Genomic DNA, 21320 nt, shown 5'->3' on the forward strand with positions numbered 1-21320 from the left:
GAGGTCCTCACAGCTGAGGTCGAAGACGCGAAACAGAACCGACGGAAACGACAAACCGGTGGGGTGAAACTCCATACTGCCTAAGCAGGGCTACGCGATCAATCTCTGTGAGGCACGATTAGGGCTACGCGATCAACTTGACATGAGGCACTACGGAAGACACCGGGCGGCGATCTTGAAGCGTGGTTTTCCCCTGTGCGGATGAAAACCTACAGTTTTCACCCGGACCCTGAAGCCCTCTACTTGTGGAACACGCGCGTGACGAAGGCATTCCTGGAGGACATACAGCACGTCGAGGTGCTCTTGCGCAACCATGTCGATACTGCTGTTTCCTCAAGATATGGCGAGCGGTGGTATGTCCACTCTGCTATTCCTTTTGATTGGCATGCCGAGAACTCTGTTAGGAAGGCGAGTAAACGCGCAGGTAGGAAGGCGGACGGAAGGTCGGGGAGCGGCCGACAACCGGAGCCGCCACCGGGGCGGGTGATTGCTGAGCTCAACTTGGATTTTTGGGCGTACCTTTTTACGAATAGGTACGCGTCGACCATTTGGCCTCTGGTTCATAAGACTCTTGTCGCCACACCGGCTTCGACCACGGATAAGGGCGGGGCTGGCATCTACGTGCCGTCCTTGACAGATTTCAAGTGTGAGGTTGATGTGGTCTATAAACTACGTAACCGTTGTGCCCATCACGAACCGATTGTCAGGCGGAACAGACAGCAGGAAGATGCTCGTCTTGATCGTGCGCAGGAAGCTATCAGGCTTTTGACCACGTGGCTCAATCCGGACGCGGCACATTGGATTGCATCACACTCAAGGCTCCCGCATCTACGGAGTGTTAGGCCTTAAACGAACTGCTCCCCATGGCTGGAGACTGAGTTCTCAGTCCAACTCATGGGGAGCAGTTTCTAGATCAAGCTACGTCTGTGCTCGCGGCTAAGCGCTGAGCATCAGAGCGTGCGTTCGGCGGCTTCTACCGCATCGTTCTGGATAGGCGCCAGGCGCTGAAGCTGGGTCACGTGGCGTGGCTCGAGCTCCTCGACCGTGGATACACCCAGCAGGGCCATGGTGCGTTCGATCTCGGTGCGCAGAATCTCGATGGTGCGGTCAACGCCTTCGCGGCCGCCAGCCATCAGGCCGTAGAGGTATGCGCGGCCGATCAGCGTGAACTTAGCGCCCAAAGCCATCGAAGCGACGATGTCCGCGCCAGTACGGATACCGGTGTCGATCATGACGGTAGCGTCCTTACCGACCTCACGCACAACCTTCGGCAGCAACTGGAACGGAACAGGTGCGCGGTCCAGCTGGCGGCCACCGTGGTTCGAGAGCACCAGGCCGTCCACGCCGTGATCCAGCAGGCGGTGGGAATCCTCGACGGTCTGAACACCCTTGACCACGATCTTGCCCGGCCACATTTCACGGATGACCTTGAGGTCCTCGTAGGAAATGGTTGGGTCCATCGCCGAGTTCAGCAACTCACCCACGGTGCCGCCGGTCGAAGACAGCGAAGCGAACTCGAGCTTAGGGGTGGTCAGGAAGTCGATCCACCACCATGGGCGAGGGATCGCGTTCAGCACAGTACCCAGGCTGATCTGCGGTGGGATCGAGAAGCCGTTGCGGGAGTCACGCAAACGGTGGCCAGCAATCGGGGTGTCCACCGTGAACATGAGAGTGTCGAACCCAGCCTTCGCGGCGCGCTCCACCAAGCCGTACGAGATTTCACGGTCCCGCATCACATAGAGCTGGAACCAGTTACGGCCGTGAGGGTTCGCCTTCTTGACATCCTCAATCGAAGCCGTACCCAGCGTCGAAAGCGTGAACGGAATACCAGCGGCACCAGCGGCGGCCGCACCAGCGTGCTCACCCTGGGTCTGCATGAGACGGGTGAAGCCGGTTGGCGCAATGCCGAACGGAAGCGCGGAGCTACCGCCCAGAATCTGTACCGAGGTGTTGACGTGCTCGGCTGGCTTGAGGATGTCCGGGTGGAACTCAACATCACGGAACGCCTGTACGGAGCGGTGCATGCTGATCTCTTCCTCAGCGGCACCGTCGGTGTAGTCGAACGCGGCGGCCGGGGTGCGGCGCTTAGCGATCTTCCGCAGGTCGCTCACGGTCAGCGCGTTGCTCAGGCGACGCTTCTTAGGGTTGAGCTCGGGCTTCTTGAACTTCAGCAGATCAAAAATCTCGTTGGGGTGAGGGAATTGACGGCGAATCATCTCTATTCCTTTCTCTAAATTAGTTGCCAGGGGCAAGTCTGTAAGTGCGCCAACAGGCGGCCGGCGCGCAGCGGCAAGACAGCACTGCGCAAGTCATCGCTGTGTAGGCCTTCGCTGCGTAGGCCACCGCTGCGTCAGTCATTACTGCGCCGGGGCCTGTTCGTGTGCGAGGTTCTCTTCTTCAATGTAGGCCACGCGGCTGATGAAGAAGCTAGCGATCACGGAGATCAAGCAGCAGAGGATGACGTAGCAGGCGATCGGCCACCATTGGCCGTCGGATATTTCGAACAGCCAGACAGCGATGAGCGGCGCGGTACCACCGAAGATCGCGGCACCCAGCTGGTAGCCCAGCGATGCGCCGGTGTAGCGGACCTGTGGAGCGAAGTTTTCAGCAATCAGGGTGCCCAAGATTGCGTTGACGGAGCCCCAGAGGATACCAAAACCGAGGATCGTGGATGCGAACAGCGCCCAGGTTTCGCCGGTGTTGAGGATCCAATAGTACGGGAACACGAGCACGATGGTACTCAGCGCACATGTACGGTAGAGGACGCCCCGGTTCATGCGGTCGGAAATCGCGCCGAAGACTGGCATCCAGATGGTTGCGACGAAAGCGGCTGCCGCGACTGCGAGCAGGACCATGTTATTGCGGGCGCCGAGGACATCGGTCGCGTAGGCGACGATGTAGGTTCCGAAGATGTAGAACGGTCCAGTTTCCGCGGCTTTCGCGGCGATCGAAACCAGGACCGCGCCCCAGTGTTTGGTCACAACTTCCTTGATAGGCAGCTTGAGTTGCTTGCCCTGTTCACGCATGCGGCGGAACTCAGGGGTGTCATCGAGGCCGTTGCGGATCCACAAACCTATCAACACCAGCACGATCGAGGCCACGAATGGGATGCGCCAGCCCCACAGCATGAATTGCTCTTCTGGCATGAGGGTCAGCAACGCAACTACGGCGGAGGCGAGCAACATACCGAGCGAGATACCCATCTGCGGTACCGCACCGTAGAGGCCGCGGCGGTTACGTGGCGCGTATTCGTAGGCGAGCAGTAGCGCCCCACCCCATTCGCCGCCGATGCCGAGGCCCTGCAGAATACGGAACAGGCACAGCAGAAGCGGAGCCCACATCCCGATCATCGAATAATCCGGGAGCAAACCGATCGCTACCGTTCCGCCGCCCATGAGGCACAGGGTGATGAACAGGGTCTTCTTGCGGCCGATGCGGTCGCCGATGTGGGAGAAGATCACGCCACCCAGCGGGCGGAAGAAGAACGTGAGTGAGAATGACACGTAGGCCAGGAAGGTGGCCATGAACGGGTTATCGCTGGGGAAGTAGATCTTGTTGAAAACAAGAGCCGCGACCGTTCCGTAGATGAGGAAGTCAAACCATTCGATGACGGAGCCGCTGAGGCTTCCGAATAGCACCCGGTAGTTCAGGGGCTGCTTTTCTTGCGTTCCGTTGTGTGGCCTGCGGGCTTTGGAGCCTGATGCGGCGTTGTTGCCAGCTTGTGGGTTCGTGGCAGAGTGTGCCGGGTTCGCCGCGGCGGAGTTCTGATGCGATGAAGGCTTCAAAGCTACTCCTGGGGGTAGGTGCCAATGTCAAGGATAGATGTGGTCAGACCATGTGGTCTAACCACAGACATTATGGCCTCGGTCACATTTGCGCAAGAGGTAATTTTTCTTAAGGCGCCCGCAGTGGCGCCGGTGAGGCTGCGCTACGCTACCTGCCGTCAGCCAGCGGTTTCGGCGTAGTAGCCGCTGATGTGTTCCTTGAGCAGGTCCGCGGCCGCGTCCGCTTCGCCGTGGCGCGCAGCCTCCAGGATGGCACGATGCTCGCTCCGCAGCCGCGCCGATGTCGCCTCCCAGTCGGGCAGGGCCTTGGCGCGTTCAACCGTGTGCCCTTCGATCGCGGTGCGCATCGCATCCATGAGTGTTGAGGCGAGCGGATTATTCGCGGCCTTGGACAGCGCTACGTGGAACTGCGCGTCCAAGTTCAGGAAGTCAGTGACGGACAGGCCCGGCTGATCCATCATGTCCAGAAGCGTTTCCGCTTTCATCCAATCGGAATGTTCAGGGTCGGCATGCTCGGGTTCGGAGTTGCGTACCGCCCAGTCTTCAAGCAAGAGCCGCATCTCAAACACGTGGTGATGCTCAACCTGGCTCGTAGCCAACTGGAGGTTCAGCGCCAGCGAAAGCGCCTGCTCGGGTGCCGCGGTAATCACCGTCCCAGACTGAGGCCCAGACCCCGTGGAACTCCGGATAGAACCCAGCGCCTCCAAGACGCGTAACGCTTCACGGATGGTACCGCGGGACACCTTGAGCGTTTCAGCGAGTGACCGTTCACTCGGCAGGTGATCGCCAATGCTGAGGCGGCCTGCCGAAAGTTCGTCGGTCACCCACTGCATCACCAACTCATGAGCCTTCACGGTTGGTATCCTCTCACATCGGCATGCGGGCCAGGACTGTGTTTACCGAAGCGGCGCAGACGCAACGCATTGAACACCACGATGACGGAGCTGGCCGCCATCGCAACCCCAGCGATCATCGGGTTCAGAAGCCCCAACATGGCCACCGGGAGCGCGGCGACGTTATAGAAAAACGCCCAAAAGATGTTCTGCCGAATGATGCGCAAGGTCTGCCGGGACAGCTCGATCGCATCCGCGGCCTGCCCCAGCGAAGACCCCATGAGGGTGACCCCGGCAGCCTCACGGGCAACATCCGTTCCGGCGCCCATCGCAAGCCCAAGGTCCGCGGTCATCAAGGCAGGGGCATCGTTGACGCCGTCGCCAACCATCGCGATCTTCGTGCCATCCGCCTGCAAATCCCGGACCGCGTCGACCTTACCTTCAGGCCGCACCCCGGCCATGACGTGTACCTCCGGGATGCCGACCTCACGCGCGACCGCGGCCGCGACCTCACGGTTGTCACCCGTGACCATCCACGGGGTCACACCCATCCCAGTGAGCCGGGCGACAGCCTCCGCGGAATCCGGCTTGACCTGATCCGCGACGCTGAGCAACGCGACCGCGCGGCCGCTTGTGCTGGTGTCAGCTGCATCGGTGCCGCCGGTTCCGGAGCCCCCGATGCCGAGCGCGACCACCGTCATGCCCTCGCGTTCAAGCCGCGCAAGCTCAGCGCGGGCGTCATCGCTCACGTGCATGCCCTGCTCAGTGAGCAGGTCCAGCGTCCCGACCGCGACCGCCTGGCGCATACCGTTCTGATCACTCACGACCCCGGTGACGCCACTTCCGGAGTGCGAGGCGAAGTCCTCGACCGTGAGCTGACGGCCATTAGCACCGCCGGCTTCGTCCGTCGCGCCGGTGGCGGCGTCGACAATCGCGCGAGCGATAGGGTGCTCCGAGTTTTGCTCGAGTGCGGCGGCATAAGCCAGCGCAGTGTTGGCGCTGATGTCCACTGTTGCGGCAGGGGAGGCTGTAGCGGAGGTGGCAGCGCTAGCGCCAGGCAACAGGGTTGTGGAGGTGAGCGTCATACGGCCTTCGGTGATGGTGCCGGTTTTATCGAGCACCACCGCATCGAGGTTGCGTGCTTCTTCAAGCACGGCAGGCCCGGAGATGAGGATTCCGCGGCTCGCCCCGTTACCGATGCCGGCGACGAGTGCAACCGGGGTCGCCAAACCGAGCGCGCACGGGCACGCGACAACCAGGACCGTCACGGCCGCGATGAAACCGCCCGAAGGGTTGCCGGCAATCAGCCACCACCCCACAAACGTGAGCACCGCTAGTGCTAAAACGATCGGAACGAAAACACCGGAAATCCGGTCCACGAGCCGCACAAGCGGAGTCTTCTCCGACTGCGCCTGCGCGATCATCCTGCCCATCGCAGCCAACGTCGAATCCTCACCGGCCGCGCTCACCCGCACGAGCAAGCGACCGGACGTGTTGATGGTTGCGCCCGTAACCTCTGAACCGGGGGAGACCGGCACGGGCACGGATTCGCCCGTGATCATCGAAGCATCCACATCGGAGTCACCTTCGGTCACAACCCCGTCGGCCGCGATCTTCTCACCAGGCCGCACCAAAATAACGGTGCCCACGGTGAGCTCATCCGCCGGGACCTCACGGTGGCCTCCATCGGCGTCAACGACCGTCGCGTGGCTCGCTCCCAGCTCAAGCAACGCGCGCGTTGCATCCGCTGCGCCGTGCCGAGCACGCGACTCAAGCCAACGCCCCAGCAACAAGAACGTGACGATGACCGCTGCGGACTCGAAATACAGGTGGTGCCCGTGCATCGCGTGCAGGTCACCGAGCCGCGCATCGGCCGTGAGCGCCGGATCGCGCAACAACTGAACCCACGAATACACAGTCGCGGCAATCACGCCGATCGAGACGAGCGTGTCCATCGTGGACGTCCCGTGGCGCGCGTTGATCGCCGCAGCCTTATGGAACGGCCACGCAGCCCACGTCGCCACCGGCAACGAAAACAAGCCGGCAACCCAGCCCCAATGCCGGAACTGAAGCCCCGGAACCATCGAAATCAGCAACACCGGCGCGGTCAGGATCGCGGCGATCAGGAACCGCTTGAACAACGGAACCCGGTAGCCCGCCGAAGACCCAAACTCACCCGTTGGATCCGCCTGGCCTGCTTCGGAAGGCGCTGGGTTCTTCTGGCCTGTGTCGGAAGAAAGCGCTGGGTCGGCGTGTGCTTGCTCGGCCGCCGGTTGCGGCGCCGTGCTGGTTTGAGCCTCTGTCCGGGTCTTCTTGGGGGAGTGGATGCGCGCATCGTAGCCTGCTTTCCGGATCACTTCGATGAGCGTGCCATCCTCGACGTCTGCCGGCGCGGTGACGCGCGCGGTCTCAAGCGGGAGGTTCACGGCCGCGGTGACGCCGGGGAGTTTCTCGAGTTTCCGCTCGATCCGGTTGACGCAGGACGCGCACGTCATCCCCTCGATATCGAGGGTGAGTACACGCTGCGTTTCACTCATGCGCGGCTCAACTCCGTGGTTTCGTAGCCTGCCTCTTCGATCGCGCCGCGGATCTGCTCATCGGTCACGGTCGCCTCAGCGTCGAATGTCACCACGGATGTGCCGCCGGTGTTGAGTTCGACGCTGATGTTGGCCACACCGTCGAGTTCGCCGAGTTCTTCCTTGACGGATGAGACGCAGTGGTGGCAGGTCATGCCAGTGACGTTCAGGGTGACAGCCATAGGGGTTCTCCTTCGGTTGGAGGGAAGTGTTCAGTTAGCGCAGCAGACGGCCGACGGCGGCGGTGACTTCATCGACTTTGTTCTGCACGATGGTGGAGTCGCCGGTCGTGATGGATTCTTGCGCGGCGTCCACCACGCAATGGTTGATGTGGTCCTTGATGAGCTCAAGCGAAACCTTATGCAGGGCCGAGTTCACGGACGCGAGCTGGGTCAGGACGTCGAGGCAATACGTGTTGTCCTCGACCATGCGGGAGATGCCGCGGACTTGCCCTTCGATGCGCCGCAGCCGGTTCAGCAGGGCCGTCTTGTCTTGCGTATAGCCGTGGCCGGCGTGCGGATCGTGATGCGTTGAATCAGCCATGCCATCTACTATACCAATACCCCCTAGGGGTATATGAAGAGTGCTCTTGCTGCTCCGCAAGATGCGGGGGCAGCCGGTGCGGGGGCGGCAGATTCGGGCGGGGCTGCGGCTGCGGGCCGCTACAGCGGGCGCTGGCCCCGCGCTACCGGCAGCAACGCGGAACGAAACGGTCTCCGCCGCGCTGTTTACGCGGGCGGGAAGTCGCGGAACTTTTTGACGTAGTTGACCATCGCCATCGCGATATAGAGCCACCGGCGGGGATGGCGTTCGGCCTTATGGAACAAGGGATTCGTGACCTTGCGGGCTTTGATGAGCTCCTTGGCTTGTGCGCCGGAGGTGCCTTTCGCGTACTTTTTCAGAAGCCACAGCGGCAACACCGTGTAGAGGTGCTCGCGCGTCAGCACGCGCGAGCCGCCCTCGACGCGGGAGTCCGCATCGGACACAACCGGGGTGCCATCAGACAACCCGAACTCGTTAGCATCCAGCCACTCCTGAACATACACGCGTGAGGCCGCGAGGCCTGCGGCCTGCATGTAGTAGTGGTTCCGGCCCAAACGCGGGTTCATCTCGAAGAGCTTGACCACGCCATCGCGCGGATCCAACTTGGCGTCCACCATGGCCCAGCCCGTCCAACCGTAATGCTCAACCAGGGCCTTGACGGAAGGCACAATATCCGGGTTGTCGGTGGTGACAATGCCCGCCGAGTTCCCCTCGACAATCGGGGAGTGCTCCTCAACCACAACGTTCGCGTTCGCGACATACAGAGTCCCGGAACCATCCTTCGCCCCGTACATTGAGCACAGCCGCATGTTCTCATCCCCGCCAGGGATCATCTCCTGCAGGATGAACGGCTGCGTGTACCCGCCTTCGGCCATCCGACCCACCATCGTGACTACAGCATCGCGGTCTGTGAAACGGAAAACCTTCTGCTTACCTTCAAAGCTCGCATCAACCCACGCCGCGGAATCAGCCGGCTTACCGATCAACGGGAACTCAGGCAACTCTTCCGGTACGGCGGCCTCCGCACCCTCGCTTGCCACCTTGCGCGGATCAATCACCACGGTGCGCGGATGCGGGATCCCCAACTTCTCACACACCGCATAGAACTCCGACTTATTCGCCGCCTGGGTAATGGTCTGCTCGTCAGGGTAGGGGAGGGTATAGAACTCCTCGAGCGCCTCACGGTTACGCACCAACTGCCCGATGTGCAGGTCCAGTGACCCCAGCAGCAACAGCGGCCTGCGGTTGGGGCCTGCCAGTTCGCGGCCCTGATCCAGCAGGAACTGGATCACGCGGGCCTCGTCCTTCATGGTTCCAGCCGGACGCAGGTCCACGATTGCGGAGTGGTTGACCGAACCGTTCGGATCTCCCGTGACGATCACGGACGTGACCCCATAGTTCTCGTGGAACGCGCGGGCCATCGCGTACGTACCCATGTCGCCGCCATACAAAACGGGAACAAAAGGCTGTTCAGGGCTCACGGTCGTCACAGGGTGTCTCCTTGAAGGTCGCTGACAGGGGGGCGCGGGCGCGTATGCTTGAGCGTTATTTGGAACGCAGCTGCATGTACTTATTGAACGCCCACGTCATAGGTTTGCTGATCGCGATCTCCCACTCGCCAACCATCCGGAAAACATCCGCGCCAACGCCGGTCTTGAAACGCGTCAAACCGCCGGCGTGGTCGCCACCCATCTGCAAGGTCGCAGTCAGCCCGCCCTGATCCAACACAACGCAACCGCGCTCGATCGCGGCCTCAATCATCACGGCCTGAAGCAAGCGCGGGGCGCCCGCGTACGCTCGGTCAAGAACCGAACCCCCGTACAGATACCAAGACTGGTTGCCGTGCATCACCAACATCGCGGCGGCAAGGTCGTGGTTCTCATCCTCCGGGGCGGACGCGATATAGATGCGGCACGAACCCTTCTCCGACGCATTGAGTTCGTTATAGAGGGTCTTGTAATACGATGCCGGGCGCGCCGTGAAATCCTGCCGCTTAGCGGTCTCCTCAATCAGTGCGGTGAAACGCTCGAAACCATTGTCCGGGTTCTCATGCACTATGAAACCTGCGCGCATCGCCTTGCGTGTATCGCGGCGATTATTGCCCGAAAACGCAGCCAACACGCCATCTAAGTCCAGCTGGTTCCCGCCCTCATCCACGAGCGGAACAAGCGCGAGGTATGCAGGCTGGCCGGCCTCAAAATCCATGCCCCCACCCAGAGGGCGCGCGCCGCGGGAGGTCAAAGCCTCGATCAGTTGCGTACCCACCTCATAGGTTTCGGTCGGTTCAAGCTCATCGAGGCTCTGCATGGTCCCGGCACCCAGGACCTTACGGACACCAGCGGCACCCCACCGCTTAGCTTTGACGTTCGGGCCGAAACGCAACGCGAACGCGCCACGGCGCTTCACATCCTCAACCAACGCATCGACCACCGCGTCCGCTGGGTATTCAGACCAGTCAATCACCGGCCCCATTGGCACATACGCTAGGCACCGCTTCACAACCGGCGCCCACCGCAACAAAACCAGGGCAGCACCAACGAGCTTTTCGCCCGCGTAAATGCCGAGCGAAACCGAATCCCAATCCGACTTCACCGCACCCCAAGCAGGGGTCTGCATAAAGCTCGCGTCAGGGTGCTGGGAGAGGAACTCGCGGTGCTCATCGGCACTGATTTCACGCGCTTTAATCAAGGGATTATTCAGTGGGGAAGTCGGTTCAGCCATGTGCCCGAGTATATCCGCCGCCCGCCCGAGCGCCGGCGCCGGTGTTAGCTACAGCACCCCACGCACCCAATAGCTACAGGGCTTCGCGCACCATAGGCACGTGGGGGATCCCGACTTCGAGGAATTCCTCGCCATCCACCTCGAAACCGAACTGCGTGTACCAGTCAGCCAGGTGGGATTGCGCATTGAGCACGATGCGGCGCTTACCGCACCGGGCTACCGCGGTCTTCATGAGTGTATGCCCGATGCCTTGCCCGCGGCGTTTGCTGTGCACCGCGACCCGGCCGATGCGCTTGGTCTGCTGGTTGGTTTGCGGCGCGGAACCCGTCCCGTTGGCGCCGGCGTTGCCGCCGGGGTTGAAGATGTTGATGCTCTGCGCATCCTTGCTCTGCGCATCCTTGGTCTGTGCATTCCCTAGCAGCGGCAGGCCGAGGCCGGTGCCTTTGGGTTGCTCGTTCATGATCCGCAGGGTCGCGAACACAACCCCGGCGCCGTCCTCAACCCACAAGTGTTCCGTGGTGTCCTCGAGGTCGTTGAGGTCCTGGTCCGCGTAGTTGCATCCCTGCTCGACGATGAAAACGTTCTGCCGCAACGTGGAAATACCGGCCCATGTGGGCGCATCCATCGAACGCAGGTTCCCTACGAACGCGAGCAGCCCGTCTGGAAGGTTGAGGGCACGAAGGTGAGTGGACACGGAACCTCCAGAAGGGCAATCAGGTTCTATACATCGATGCGGGGTCTGCGAACGATGCGGGGTGGGGTTTCGTGTGAAACCCCACCCCTACGTTAGCGGCTACCGCGCACAGCGGCGCGCTTATGCGCGGGCGGCATTCTTATCGGCGGTATCGGTGTCCTTAGACTCCGTTGCGGTGCGTTCGGCTGCCGCGATCTCTTCGCTGAGGGATTCACCTTCAACGTCCACGTTCGGCAGGGCCTTATCGAGCCAGCCCGGGATGAACCACGCATGCTTGCCCAGTAGCGTCATGATCGCCGGTGTGATGGTCAACCGGACCACGAACGCGTCGAAGAGCACACCGAACGCGAGTGCGAAACCGATCGGCCTGATCATCGAGAGCTCGGAGAAGATGAAGCCTGCGAACACCGAGATCATGATGAGTGCGGCAGCAACCACGACCGGTGCGGCGGCGGTCATGCCCTTACGGACCGCGGCACGCGGCGAGGCGCCGTGCACGAACGCTTCGCGCATCGCGGTCACCAGGAACATCTGATAGTCCATCGCCAGGCCGAACAAGATACCGGTCAACAGGATCGGTAGGAAGGACATGATCGGGCCAGGCGTATGGACGCCGAACAGTTCGCCGAGCCAGCCGAACTGATAAACCGCAACCGTGGCGCCGAACGCGGCCGCGAGCGACAGCAGGAAGCCCAGCGTTGCAATCAGCGGAACGACGATCGAACGGAACACGAGCAGCAGCAAGACCAGCGACAAGCTCACCACGATCACCAGGTACGGCGGCAAAGCTTCCGCCATCTTCTCTGACACGTCGATCATCGCGGTCACCTGCCCGGTCAACGCGAGCTTCGCACCCGTTTCGTCTTCGAACTGGTGCTCAGCGGCGCGGATCGTCTCAACCAGATCCACGGTCTTGTCATCTGCCGGGCCGGTGGTTGGGATGATCTGGAGTAGGCCGTATCGGTTGTCGTCGGTCTGTTCAACAGGGGAGGCCGCGATCACGCCCTCGATCTCGCGGACCTTCGTGGCAGTCTCGTAGAGCGCCTTCTGCGCTTCAGCCTCCGAGGCACCCTCCGGCAATGTCACAAATCCGAGGATGGGGCCGTTGAAACCGGCACCGAAATCCTCTGCGGTCTTCTCATAGGCGACCTGTGCATCCGAACCGTACGGCTCTGACGCGCCATCCGGTAGCGCGGTGGTGAGCTTGAGCGAGGGGATCGCGATAACCCCGAGCAACAGCACCCCGGCCAGGGCAGCGAGCCACGGCTTGCCGGTCGTGAAGCGGGTCCAGCCGTTGTGGCCGCCCCGATCCGCATCGCCGTCAGTCTCAGCGTCAGCACCTGCCCCATCATCAGCCTCAGCGCCAGTGCCTGCCTCAGCACCAGCGAGGCGGGCGCGCTGCTTCGCTTGTTTCGCATCGAACGCTTTTTGCGCACGCTTGGACACCAGGCGCTGACCGATCAGCGAAAGCAACGCAGGGGTCAGCGTGACCGCGATCAGCACGGCCAACGCGACGGTCGCGGCGGCAGACAGACCAAGCACCGAGAGGAACGGCAGGCCCGGAACGAGCAGCGCAACCAGCGCGATCACGACCGTCAAACCAGCGAACACCACTGCGCTTCCGGAGGTCCCGACGGCCAAGCCGATGGACTCTTTAACGTCAACGCCTTGCATGAGCTGGCGGCGGTGGCGGTGCACGATGAACAGCGTGTAGTCGATACCCACGGCCAGGCCCAGCATGAGAGCGAGCGCGGGGGTGATCGAGGCCATGTCCACTACCGAGGAGAACGCGAGCGTACCCGCGACACCCGCGCCCACACCCAAAACTGCCTGCACCAGCGGCAGGCCGGCGCCCACGAAAGTTCCCATCATGATGAACAGGACCAACCCGGCAACAACCAGGCCGATCGCCTCACCAATGCCGAAGACGCTGTTGAGATCGGAGGAGATCTCGGTGGAGGGATAGACCTCGATCCCGAGGCTTTCCACACTGTGCAGCTCGCTGAGCAGATGCTCACGCTTCTGGGTTTCCATGGCTTCGGCTTGGCCTTCGAACTGCATGTGGGCCACAGCGCTCGCCCCGTTGTCAGAGACGAACTTCATGCCTTCGGTGGATTCCGCTTGCCGCTGGCCTTGAGCCAGCTCGGCGCGGCCTTCCTCGAGCTTCTTCTTGCCTTCGTCGATTTCCTTCTGCTTGGTTTCGAGCTCGGCCCGGCCCTCATCGAGCTCCGCCTGCTTGGCCTTCAAACCGGCCTGCTGCTGTTCAAGCGCTTGGATGGTGCCCTTCGCCTGCATGTACTGCTGGGTCTGGGTCATGCCGGCGGCTTCAAGCTGCTTCGCGCCGTCTTGGGCTTGCTTCAGCCCAGCTTCGAGCTGTTTCTTGCCGTCATCGAGTTGCTTCTGGCCGTCGCTGATTTTCTTCTTTGCGCCGTCGAGTTGCTTCTGACCGTCGGCGAGCTTCTTCTCATTCGCCGCGAGCTCTTTCTTGCCTTCTTCGATCTTGTTGCCGGCGTTGGCGATCTCGGCTTGGTTCTTGAACGGGTCAGCCGCTACAAGCGCAGTCTTGTCCTCTTCAAGGCCGGCAAGCATCGAGGAGATTTCCTGCTTCTGCTCGTCCGTGAACTCATTCCCGTTAGCGGTCGTGAAAACCACGGAGCCGGTGCCGCCGCTGAACTCGGGGAAGATCTTTTCGACTTCATCCAGGGTGTCCTGGGTTTCGGTTCCCGGGATCGCGAAATCGTTGGTGAGCTTGCCCATGAACAGGGCTGCAGAGCCAACCAGAAGGCCGATGATCACCGCCCAGGACACGATGAATGCCCAGGGCCGCCGTGCCGCCAGCTTGGCGAGTTGATAGAGCTTATGTGCCATATTTCCGTGAGTCCTCGAAGAAGTTGGAACTGTAGATCTCTTCGCGTTCGTCGCTGGTGAGCCAGCTCGCCCACGCGCTGTGTTGTAGATACTGACCGTTGCCGTGGTTGCCCTGCTTGCGGCTACTGTCCTCGCCGCCGTCCTGGCCTTCGCTTGCGTTGGCGGTGCATCCAGCATCCGATGCGGGCAGCATCCCTAGCGGTGAGATGAGCGATACCGCCCGGACTGCATTGAGCCGCAAAGCCTCAACGTCTGCCTTGGTGGGGCGGCCGGTCAGTGCTGCGGCCCAGTGTTCAAAGGCCACCTGGACTGCGGTGACCGCGGCCCTGACCTGAACCTCGATCACGAGCCGCGCATTCGGTGAAAGTCCCTGAAACGGCTCGATGAGCTGGGTGATGCTGTTCTCCCATGTGCGTAAAGATTCGGTGCGTAACGCGGAAGAAGCGCGAGCGAGCAAGAGCGTGCGCGTCGCGGGGGCTAATAGTTCAAGCCGTATCGAATCGGTGAGCGCCTGCGTGTAATCGAGTGGCCCACCAGTGCCTGAGGTTTCTTCTGATGCGCCGCCGTTTCCCTGCGGGACGTTGAGGCGGATGAGGGCGTCTTGGATGATCACGGTCAACGGATAGTGAACGGCCTCGGCAAGTGAGCTGAAGTAATTGAAGAACGTCCGGCGGGAAACCCCGGCCCGATCAGCGACCGCATCGACGGTGACCGCGTCCCACCCGAGTTCTTCCCCGAGGTCGAGGCACGCGTTCACGATCCCCTCGGTTGTTGCCATCCGGTTGAGTTCACGCCGGCCCAGCGCCTCAACGGCTTGCGCTAGGTTCGCAGGCGCTACAACGCAACCCGCGGTATTGGGTGACTCAGTTGTGGCCATGGGCTCATTTTATCAATACGTGCACTCTGTGCAAATATGCCTTGTGGGCAAAAAGTCTGAGGAAACGCTGGGGTGCAACTGTGAATAAAAACGACACACTCGCGTGACGGCCGCAACATTGCGAACCGTCTCAACATTCAAACTTGATCCGTCAATAACTCGCGCGCAAAACTTTCAGCACCATAGAATGACGCGTGTTCCGGAGGCAGCCGGGCGCGAACCACGCGCATACTCCGGGATCTGACGCTTGCTGAGGAGACGCATGCGCACGCACACTTTCACCACTAAATCTGGTGCCCCGATCTCACGTATGTGGATCATGATTCTGTGTTGGACCACGGTAGCCCTGGAAGGTTTCGACCTCGTAGCGCTCGGCGCCACAACCCCGATCCTCACGAATCCAGCGGCACCGCACGCCGGCCTCACCACAGAGGCGATGACGGTCGTCGCAACCGTCTCACTCGTCGGCGTCGGCGTCGGCGCGGTCGTGATCGGCCCGCTCACATACCGGTGGGGCCGCCGCCGCACCCTTTTGGCGTGCGTGGCCCTCTTCAGCATCTTCACGGTCGCTCTACCGCTTATGCCCGCGTGGCAACTCATCGCGCTCTTCCGCTTGATTGCAGGTGTCGGGCTCGGCGCGTCGATGCCGGTAGCGCTGACCCTCATGCAAGAGACCATGGCCAGCGGCCGCCGCGCCCACGCCTCCAGCGTGACTATGACCGGCTACCACGCCGGCGCCGTCGCCGCCTCCCTCGTCGCGCTCGCCGTCGGGAACGCATGGGAATGGGTCTTCTACATCGGCGGTGCCCTCGGCTTCGTCGTGATGCCGCTGATCTACCGATACTTGCCGGACAGCCTCGACGCGGAACCGGTCGAAACTGGCGCCGACGCCAAACCGGCGGCCGACACTAAGCCGGGGATCGGTGCCCTGTTCACTCACGGCCGGGCACGCTCGACGCTCGCGTTGTGGATCGCGTCCTTCATGGGCTTGCTGCTCGTGTACGGCCTGAACCAGTGGCTACCTAAGATCATGGTTTCGGCAGGCTACCCGGTTGCGGATTCGCTCGTGATGCTGTTCGTGACCAACGTCGGTGCGGTCGTGGGCTTGTTGGTCGGTGGCGCAACCGCGGACCGCTTCGGTGTCCGCGGAACCAACGCCGTCTGGTTCTTGCTGGCCGCCCTGTTCTTGCTTTCGCTCGTGATCCGATTCAACAGCGGGCTTGTACTTAACGGATTCTTGCTCGTCACGGGCATCTTCGTGTTCTCGGCCCAGGTGATGCTCTACGGGTTCGTCGGCTACGTCTACCCGGCGCATCTGGTGTCCACCGGCATGGGGTTGACCGCCGGGATCGGCCGCTTCGGCGCGATCATCGGCCCAGCCATCACCGGCTGGATGATCTCAACAGGCAACGGCTACCCGGGAGTCTTCATCTTCTATGCCGGTGCCGCGGTTGTTGCGATGATTGCGGTGCTGCTCATCAGGAAACCCGAACAACCCCGGGCTGGCTTGAACTCACGTGAGACAATAACGCGAGAGGATCCAGCGCAGCAATAGCTGCGCATCGAAAGCACAGCGACAAGGGGTACGTCACAGTGTTCGTCAAGATCTGTGGGATCACCACAGCCGAAGACTCACGTCACGCAGTGAGATCCGGTGCGGACGCGGTCGGGATCGTCCACTACGAACCCAGCCCCCGCCACGCAGACCACGAACAATCCCTGCGCGTAGCCGATGCGGCACGCGAAACATTCGCTGAGCACCAACGCCCGGCGCACATCGTGCTGGTTGTTTTCGACACCCCAGCGGTCGCGGCGGCCTGGGATGCGATCGAGATCGGCGCGAACGTGCTGCAACTCCACGGCAACTACAGTTCCGAGGATGTTGCGGCCGCTCGCGACGTTTTCGATAAAGCCCCCGAACTAGGTGCGGAATACGCGCCGCGGCAAGTGTGGTGGGCGACCTCCCTCAAACACCATCCCGAGGTGACCAGCGGGGACAGCGGCGAAGACGTCTTGCTGATCGATGCGGCCGTACCCGGTTCAGGGAGCACATGGGACTTGGCGGCCCTTGAGAACGCGCGGCTGGTTGAACCGTGGCTTCTAGCTGGGGGACTCAACGCCCAGAACGTGGCCCAAGCCATCACTGATGCGCAGCCATGGGGCGTCGATGTGTCCTCCGGCGTGGAATCGGAACGCGGCATCAAGTCGATGAACAAGATCGCCGAGTTCATTCACAACGCCAAGACCGCCCACGCCCGCCTCAACGCAGGCTTCCACGCCGCCCACGCGCCCGAGCACGACGCCGATGACGCGGAGGGCCGCTCATGAGGCCCCGCCGCACCGCGCCTGAGGCTCCACCGAAATCCGCGGTGGTTGTCGACAAGGTCTCTAAGAGTTATGGGGTGGGGGACGCCCGCGCGAAGGCCCTCGACGACATTTCTTTCGAGGTGAGCCCGGGCGAGCTTGTGATGATCACGGGGCCTTCGGGGTCCGGTAAGTCCTCGATCCTGTCCTTGATGGGCGGGCTGCAACGCCCGGATTCTGGCCGCATCCACATCGCTGGCACTAACCTATTTGGCTTGACCCGCACGCAGGCGGCACGCTTGCGGCGCAGGGCGATCGGCTTCGTGTTCCAGGACCACAACCTCATCGACATTCTCACAGCGGCAGAGAACGTCGCATTGCCGCTCGAATTGGATGGTGTGCGGCCGCGTGCCGCGCGGGCCGCCGCGCTGGAAACCCTCGATGCGGTGGGGCTTAAAGACGCCGCAGACCGGTGGGTCATGGAGTTACCTGCCGGGTATCAGCAGCGGGTCGCTATAGCGCGTGCAATCGTCGGTGAGAAGTACGTGGTCCTCGCGGATGAGCCGACCGGTGCGCTCGATCAGGCGGCCGGCCTTGAAACGATGAAGCTGTTGCGTTTGCAAGCGGACGCGGGCTCGGCGGTGATTGTGGTGACGCACGAGCCTGAGACCCTGCCGTGGGGTGACCGGGTCATCGAACTGAGCGACGGCAAGATCGTTTCTGACGCGACGGTCGCGGCACGTTCCGCTGAAGCGTTGCTGAAACTCGAAACGGGCGCTATCAACCTTGATGCTCCGCTGGGTGGGGCCGAGTGAAACACAGAGCGTCCGGCCCGTTGACGGAACCCAACCAGCGGCACAGTTTCCGTTACACGCCGTGGCGGTTGGCGATGCGCATCATCCGCACCAATCCGATGCGGCACGGGATCATCGCATTGATCGTCGCTGTTCCCGTGTTCCTTGTGGGCACCATCGGGACCCTGCTTTATTCCTCGGGTAAGCCTTCTCCGACTGAGTATGCCAACCGGTTGCTGACCGGTTTCGATGGGGTCCTCATCGACCCATCGGATCCCACGTTCAGCCTCGCGCAGTCCATGACGAGCAACAGCACCGCCGGCAACAGCGGCGCTGATTCGGCCGCGGGCGCATCGGGTCCCGCCGCAACGGATTCGGGCGTCACAGACTCCGGGGCAGCGGGCTCTGAGGAAGATCCGGCGTCCACATTCCCAGCACCTGCTAACCCGAACATCCGGTTGGATGCGCAGAAGCTCGCGGATATGGGCATCGACGTGGGGCAGGCCGATCACGAGGCCGGCCAGCACACGCTGTGCGGGAAGCCGCCGTGTGAGCTCGGTAGGGTCATCCCGCCGGGCGTGTCCGTGACGACCGTTGAGACGGTCACGGTGGATTTGCTGGGGTTGGGCCAGCATTCGACGGTCCAGACCGTGATCGCGGACTTCAACAACCCTAAACTCACCGGCGAGGACGCCCGTTTCACTCTGTTGAACGGCAAGGTAGCTGACTCGGGTGCGGATGAGGTCATGGTGACCCCGCAACTGGCGAGGCTTTTGGAGCAGGCGCGCGAGCGTGCCGAGGCGCGCGGTAAGAGCACCACGGCCGCAGGTCAGGTGGGGATCCTCGGTCCGGGCGGTACCGGCCAGGACGGGACGTATCAGACGTTCAAGATCACCGGCGAGGTTGTGGACAATACGGAGGGCTGGCCGCAGCTGTCTAATATTTTGCGGCTGGAACCGAATTCGGAGCCGATCCTGTTTGTTCAGGAAGGTAGCCCGATCGCGAAGCAGCTTTCCGGTAAGGGTACCCAGCGCCTGTATTTGAGCGGTGATGTGCCGGATACGTACGCGCAGTTCCTCGCTTTTGATCGCGCAGGTGTTCCGGCTTTGTTCCGCCCCGTCGTGGATGAATACGGGCATGCGACGAACAAGAAAACCATCGACCTTCTCTACCCGTTCACGAGCATGTCGGACACGGACCGCGCTTTGCCGGTGGGGATCTTGGCGATTGTCGCCTTCGGTGAGGCGATCCTGTTGAGCGGTTTCGCGTTGACGATCTCCGCCCGCCGGCAGGGTGCGTTGCTTCGCAAGCTGTCCACGATGGGCGCTGAGCCTGCCGTGTTGCGTCGCGTGGTGCTTTTGGTGGGCCTCACGTGTGGCGCTGCGGGCTCGTTGCTGGGTGGCGCGCTGGGCGCGCTCGCGGGACGGATCTGGATCGGTTTGGCACAGGCCCGGCACGTTCCAACGTACGGGCTGCACATTCCGTGGGAGGCCATCTTCTTCGCGGCGGCGTTGGCTTTGTTGGCGGCGTGGGTGACCTCGTGGTGGGTTGGTGTGCGGGCTTCGCGCCGCGCACTTGATGTGGCTCCGGCCGTCGAGGTTGAGACGGTGCATCCGGTGCGTTCGATGTATCAGTGGGTCGGCTGGACGCTTGTGACCATCGGCCTGATCGGTTCGATCGCGTTGACGATTCACGGGATGTCGATCGAGACGGAAGAGCAGCTCAAGACCGCGCAGGCTCTGCTGGGTGGGGGCCAGGTACTGGCGTTGTTCTTCATGCTCGCTGGCGTCATGTTTTTGCTTCCGCTGGTGGCGAGCTCCTTCTCTAAGTGGGACCGATATTTGCCGTTCGCGCTGCGTTTCTCGGTGCGTGACATCAGCCGCCGCCGAGGGCGTTCGGTACCCGTTTTGGCTGTGGTTGTTTCGATCACGGTGGTGGGCGTGTACGGGATCATGTTGCTTGCGGTGACCAAGGCATCGCTGGTTGCGCCGTCGGCGGACGCTCTGGCTCCGGATGAACGTACCGGCTGGATCGCGGTGGATGACCGCACGACGTTGGAACGTAAGGCACTCACTCAAGGCCAGATTGAGGACCGCGAGATCACGGTTGAGGAATTGGCCGCTAACGAGGGCATCTATGCTGGTGGCGCGGCCGGTGTCCACACCAAGATCGCTGAAATCATGCAGATCCCTGGCGCTCCGCAGGCTGAACGAGGCTGGGAGGTTTATCAGCCGATGCCTACGTGCGCCACGCAGTTCTCGAGCTCGTGTACTGAGCTGTACCCGATGTATCCGGTGGGTAGCTTATGCAGTTTGCCGGTCCCTACGAACACGACGTTGGAAGGCCGGGTGGATGCTTTGTCGAACGAGATAGCCCAGCTGACCCGGCAGCAGAAGACTAAGTGTGGTGGTGCGGCCTCCGGGGTGATCCCTGAGATTGACCTGCAATATCCGACGCAGACGGTTGTGGTGGTGGACCCTGAACGCCCGGAGACGATGCCGAGCTCGCTGTGGGGCGAAGACGAAGGCGCCGAACGCGCCTTGCGTGAGGGGCAAGCGTTGGTCTTTGACCCTCAATACCTCGCCGCTGACGGCACCGTACGGTTGGGTGAGTTCAGCATGAATCCGGCCGATGAGGGCATCAGCATCGGTAAGGGCGCTGACCCCGACGTCGGCGTCAGTTCGCTCAATGTTCGGTGGCCGCTGTGGGCTCCGTTGACTGAGCGGCGCTTGCAGGCCGAGGTGTATCAGCCGACAAGCATGGGTGCACACCCGATTGTTGTGGTTCCGTCCACAGCGCTTGAGGGGACCAAGCAGCGGATGGGCTTGGGTGGCTTGCTGGTCAAGTTCAATGAGCCGATCACAGATTCACAGACGCAACTAGTCAACGAGGAACTGACGACCTCGAACCTGCAGATGGATACGAACGCGAACCTGGAGCCGGTCGCTGACCCGTTCACGTGGCCGGTCACAGGTGGTGCGGCACTCATGATCATCACGGTCGCATCCTTGGCGGCAGGGATCGGGATCACCGACGCCCGCCGTGAACAACTCTTGGTCATGGTCATGGGGGCCACGGGTTCGCTACGCCGCAGGTTCTCCGCGATTCAAGCGTTCGTGCTCTCGACCTTGGGGGTGGTGCTCGGTATAGCGGTGGCGCTGCCTCCCTTGATCGGCTACGGCCTCGTTGACCTCTACACGTTCACGTGGATTCCGTGGACGCAACTGGTCGCCTTGTTGCTCGCGGTTCCCGTGGGGTCCACGCTGGTCGCGTGGGTCATGGTCCCACGGTTGCCGCTACAACACGTCTAAACGCCTGACGTTAG

15 protein-coding genes are annotated in these 21320 nt (G+C 62.1%); 4 read left to right on the forward strand and 11 right to left on the reverse strand.

The annotated features are described in order from the left end of the window. Positions 1 to 950 precede the first annotated feature (950 nt). The 11 genes from MHJ63_RS08365 to MHJ63_RS08415 all read right to left on the reverse strand — a co-directional run bounded on the left by MHJ63_RS08365 (position 951) and on the right by MHJ63_RS08415 (position 14897). Positions 951 to 2216, reverse strand: a complete 1266-nt coding sequence (locus MHJ63_RS08365) for an alpha-hydroxy acid oxidase (RefSeq protein WP_239447097.1) — start codon at positions 2214 to 2216, stop codon at positions 951 to 953. A 141-nt stretch (positions 2217 to 2357) separates the two neighbouring features. After that, positions 2358 to 3785 carry an MFS transporter gene (locus tag MHJ63_RS08370; RefSeq protein ID WP_239447099.1) on the reverse strand — a complete coding sequence of 476 codons (1428 nt, stop codon included), beginning with the start codon at positions 3783 to 3785 and terminating at the stop codon, positions 2358 to 2360. A 158-nt stretch (positions 3786 to 3943) separates the two neighbouring features. Continuing rightward, positions 3944 to 4639: a FadR/GntR family transcriptional regulator gene (locus MHJ63_RS08375; RefSeq protein ID WP_239447110.1), complete on the reverse strand. Its 696-nt coding sequence runs from the start codon at positions 4637 to 4639 to the stop codon at positions 3944 to 3946. Next, complete coding sequence (locus tag MHJ63_RS08380) at positions 4636 to 7155, reverse strand: heavy metal translocating P-type ATPase (protein ID WP_239447112.1); 2520 nt, start codon at positions 7153 to 7155, stop codon at positions 4636 to 4638. The genes MHJ63_RS08375 and MHJ63_RS08380 overlap by 4 nt, the downstream gene beginning before the upstream one ends. Further along, positions 7152 to 7376, reverse strand: coding sequence for a copper ion binding protein (locus tag MHJ63_RS08385; RefSeq protein WP_035756150.1), 225 nt, complete (start codon positions 7374 to 7376; stop codon positions 7152 to 7154). Before MHJ63_RS08385 ends, MHJ63_RS08380 begins: the two co-directional genes overlap by 4 nt. A 34-nt stretch (positions 7377 to 7410) precedes the next feature. Further along, positions 7411 to 7737, reverse strand: a complete 327-nt coding sequence (locus MHJ63_RS08390) for a metal-sensitive transcriptional regulator (RefSeq protein ID WP_035756152.1) — start codon at positions 7735 to 7737, stop codon at positions 7411 to 7413. Between the two features lie 185 nt (positions 7738 to 7922). Beyond that, on the reverse strand, positions 7923 to 9227 hold the full coding sequence (locus MHJ63_RS08395) for a carboxylate--amine ligase (RefSeq protein ID WP_239447114.1): 1305 nt from the start codon (positions 9225 to 9227) through the stop codon (positions 7923 to 7925). Between the two features lie 55 nt (positions 9228 to 9282). Beyond that, complete coding sequence (locus tag MHJ63_RS08400) at positions 9283 to 10458, reverse strand: lipid II:glycine glycyltransferase FemX (protein ID WP_239447116.1); 1176 nt, start codon at positions 10456 to 10458, stop codon at positions 9283 to 9285. 73 nt (positions 10459 to 10531) lie between these two features. Beyond that, positions 10532 to 11152 (reverse strand): GNAT family N-acetyltransferase, encoded by a 621-nt coding sequence (locus MHJ63_RS08405; RefSeq protein WP_239447117.1) that lies wholly within the window; start codon positions 11150 to 11152, stop codon positions 10532 to 10534. 120 nt (positions 11153 to 11272) lie between these two features. Then, entirely contained in the window at positions 11273 to 14020 is a 2748-nt protein-coding gene (locus MHJ63_RS08410) for an MMPL family transporter (RefSeq protein ID WP_239447119.1), read from the reverse strand. After that, on the reverse strand, positions 14010 to 14897 hold the full coding sequence (locus MHJ63_RS08415) for a TetR/AcrR family transcriptional regulator (protein WP_239447121.1): 888 nt from the start codon (positions 14895 to 14897) through the stop codon (positions 14010 to 14012). Before MHJ63_RS08415 ends, MHJ63_RS08410 begins: the two co-directional genes overlap by 11 nt. Positions 14898 to 15159: 262 nt before the next feature. Between MHJ63_RS08415 and MHJ63_RS08420 the strand changes: the two genes are divergently transcribed. The 4 genes from MHJ63_RS08420 to MHJ63_RS08435 are packed head-to-tail and all read left to right on the forward strand — an operon-like array spanning position 15160 to position 21306. After that, positions 15160 to 16452 carry an MFS transporter gene (locus MHJ63_RS08420; RefSeq protein ID WP_239447123.1) on the forward strand — a complete coding sequence of 431 codons (1293 nt, stop codon included), beginning with the start codon at positions 15160 to 15162 and terminating at the stop codon, positions 16450 to 16452. Positions 16453 to 16490: 38 nt separating this feature from the next. Continuing rightward, a complete protein-coding gene (locus MHJ63_RS08425) occupies positions 16491 to 17225 on the forward strand; it encodes a phosphoribosylanthranilate isomerase (RefSeq protein ID WP_052048448.1) in 735 nt (244 codons plus the stop codon). Continuing rightward, positions 17222 to 18016, forward strand: coding sequence for an ABC transporter ATP-binding protein (locus tag MHJ63_RS08430; protein WP_052048449.1), 795 nt, complete (start codon positions 17222 to 17224; stop codon positions 18014 to 18016). Before MHJ63_RS08425 ends, MHJ63_RS08430 begins: the two co-directional genes overlap by 4 nt. Then, a complete protein-coding gene (locus MHJ63_RS08435) occupies positions 18013 to 21306 on the forward strand; it encodes an ABC transporter permease family protein (protein ID WP_239447125.1) in 3294 nt (1097 codons plus the stop codon). Before MHJ63_RS08430 ends, MHJ63_RS08435 begins: the two co-directional genes overlap by 4 nt. The last annotated feature ends 14 nt before the right edge of the window (positions 21307 to 21320 follow it).

Source organism: Pseudoglutamicibacter albus, from assembly GCF_022346425.1.
Taxonomy (GTDB): Bacteria; Actinomycetota; Actinomycetes; order Actinomycetales; family Micrococcaceae; genus Pseudoglutamicibacter; species Pseudoglutamicibacter albus.